Raw genomic sequence first — 2,108 nt, 5'->3', positions numbered from 1 at the left:
GGCTGGTGATGCCGTGCCGCAGGTAGTCGTGCGTACGGCGCTCGGGCATGCCCGGCATCATCGGCAGCACCGGCTGGGAACGGTCCAGCGCCTGGGTGAGTCGGCGGCGGGGATTTCACCCGCCGCCGCTCTCAGAACCGTGCGTAAACCTCTCGGCTTACACGGCTCCCATCGTCCAGTCGTCCACAGTCACGGCTTGACGAGCTTCCAGTGGGCGAAGAGTCCTGGGAACCGTCGCGCATGACGGCCCAGCGCCTCTCGCGCCCGCGCCCGCTTGTGCCGGAACCGCTTGTACTTGCGGACAAGCCACCGCACCAGATAGTCGTTGATGCGGTTGAGGCTGGAACGCAACGCGGTCGGATGGAACCGGCCGAAGTAGTTGATCCAGCCCCGCACGACCGGGTTGATCTCCCGGGCGAGCTGCTCCAGGGTCGTGTCACTGCGCAGGTGCAGCCGCCAGCGGCGGATCTGCACTCTGATCAGCTTGGCGGCCGCGTCGCTGACGCCCGGATTGAAGCCGAAGAAGTACTCCCCGCGCTTCGTCCGGAGCCTGCGCACGCGAAACCCGTACCCCAGGAACGTGAACGAGGTGTGCTCAGCCGAGCCGCGCCTGTTCCTGTCCTTGCAGTACACGATGCGGGTTTTCTGGGGATGCAACTCCAGGCCCCCGCACTCGGCCAGCCGCTCGGCGATGGCCTGGCGCACATGATGCGCCTGGACCTCGTTGCGGCAGTGGACCACCACGTCGTCGCAGTACCGTTCGAACTGGATGCCGGGATACTCCCGGGACATCCAGGCATCGAACGCGTAGTGCATGAACAGGTTGGACAACACGGGCGAGACCGCTGAGCCCTGCGGGCTGCCACGGTCCCGGGCGAGCAGGCTGCCGTCCGGCCGCTGGAGCGGGGCCTTCAGCCACCGCTCCACATACAGCAGGACCCACCGCTGGTCGGTGTGGTGGGCGACCGCCTTGAGTACAAGGTCATGATCAAGGTTGTCGAAGAAGCCCCGGATGTCCATATCGATCACCCAGTCCGTTCTCCAGCACCGCTCCCGGCACACCGCGACCGCATCCAGTGCACTACGCCGGGGCCGATAGGCATAGGAATCCGGGTGAAACACAGGCTCCACCAGCGGCTCCAGCACCATCGCCACCACCGTCTGCGCGATTCTGTCCGCGACCGTGGGCACACCGAGGACCCTGACCCCGCGTCCTCCCGGCTTGTCGACCTCCACCATCCGTACCGGCGGCGGAAAATAACAGCCCGACGACATGCGATTCCACAGCTTGTAGAGGTTGCCCCGCAGGTCAGCCTCGAACTGCTCGATCGACACCCCGTCGACGCCCGCCGCGCCCTTGTTGGCCTTGACCCTCAAGTACGCCTCGAACACCAGGTGTTTCGAGATCTCGAACGACTTCGATCCGCTCGTCTGGTTCATCCCGGGCACTCCGGTTGGCCACCAAGCAGACCCGGACGATCCGTCCCCTTCGCTCCGCCCGCATTACCGGGCCTCATCGCTCCTACGAGACGGTCCGCCTCCGTGCCCCGCATCGGTACTCGGCCCCTCGCGGTTTTGTCCGCTTGGGGTTCTCCCTCTCGCCGCCGGCTCAACCGGCCGGAGGCAGTATCGGGGCGACAGGTTCCCACGTTCCGTGCAAGAGCCCGGGCCAGACTCACGCCGCCTCCATGCCGGACGCCGTCCGGGCAGTCGGCAGGCTCCCCCCGGACTTGTCCCGGAGCCCAGATCATGCCCCGGTTTCGACGCCACTGAGAAAATTTACGACACGTCATCAGCGGTTCGCTCACGCTCGCCTTCCTGACCCACACCTGACGCGATCACTGCCGCGCCTTTTCCCGCAGCGCTCACCACCCCGGCACTTAACCGGCGCAGCCTGCGGTGGTTTGGAACCTCCCCCTGCAGGGCGACCCCGGAGGACCTACCTCCATCTCCTGCACAGCACCGCTTCCAGAAGCAGCTCCACCAACGCCTCCTTCAGCGTTCGTGGCACACGATCTGGCTCTTCTCGTCGACGCAGAGCACGACCGCCCGTTCGGGCGGGTTGTGGTACAGGCCGACGACGTCGACGACCTTGTCCACGAACTGTG

General features: G+C 66.1%; 1 protein-coding gene. It reads right to left on the bottom strand.

Going from position 1 to position 2,108, the window contains the following annotated elements; genetic code table 11:
- Window positions 1-189: 189 nt before the first annotated feature.
- Window positions 190-1,440 (bottom strand): group II intron reverse transcriptase/maturase, encoded by a 1,251-nt coding sequence (gene ltrA, locus ABTY98_RS42115; protein WP_352226465.1) that lies wholly within the window; start codon window positions 1,438-1,440, stop codon window positions 190-192.
- Window positions 1,441-2,108 lie beyond the last annotated feature (668 nt).

This window comes from Streptomyces sp. NPDC096040 (assembly GCF_040303265.1).
Classification (GTDB): domain Bacteria; phylum Actinomycetota; class Actinomycetes; order Streptomycetales; family Streptomycetaceae; genus Streptomyces.
The sequence above is the reverse complement of the archived record's forward strand: the minus strand, read 5'-3'. Positions and strand labels throughout refer to the sequence as shown.

Excerpts from the sequence above, each read along its gene's own strand:
- ltrA (WP_352226465.1), bottom strand. The coding sequence starts at position 1,440 with ATGAACCAGACGAGCGGATCGAAGTCGTTCGAGATCTCGAAACACCTG.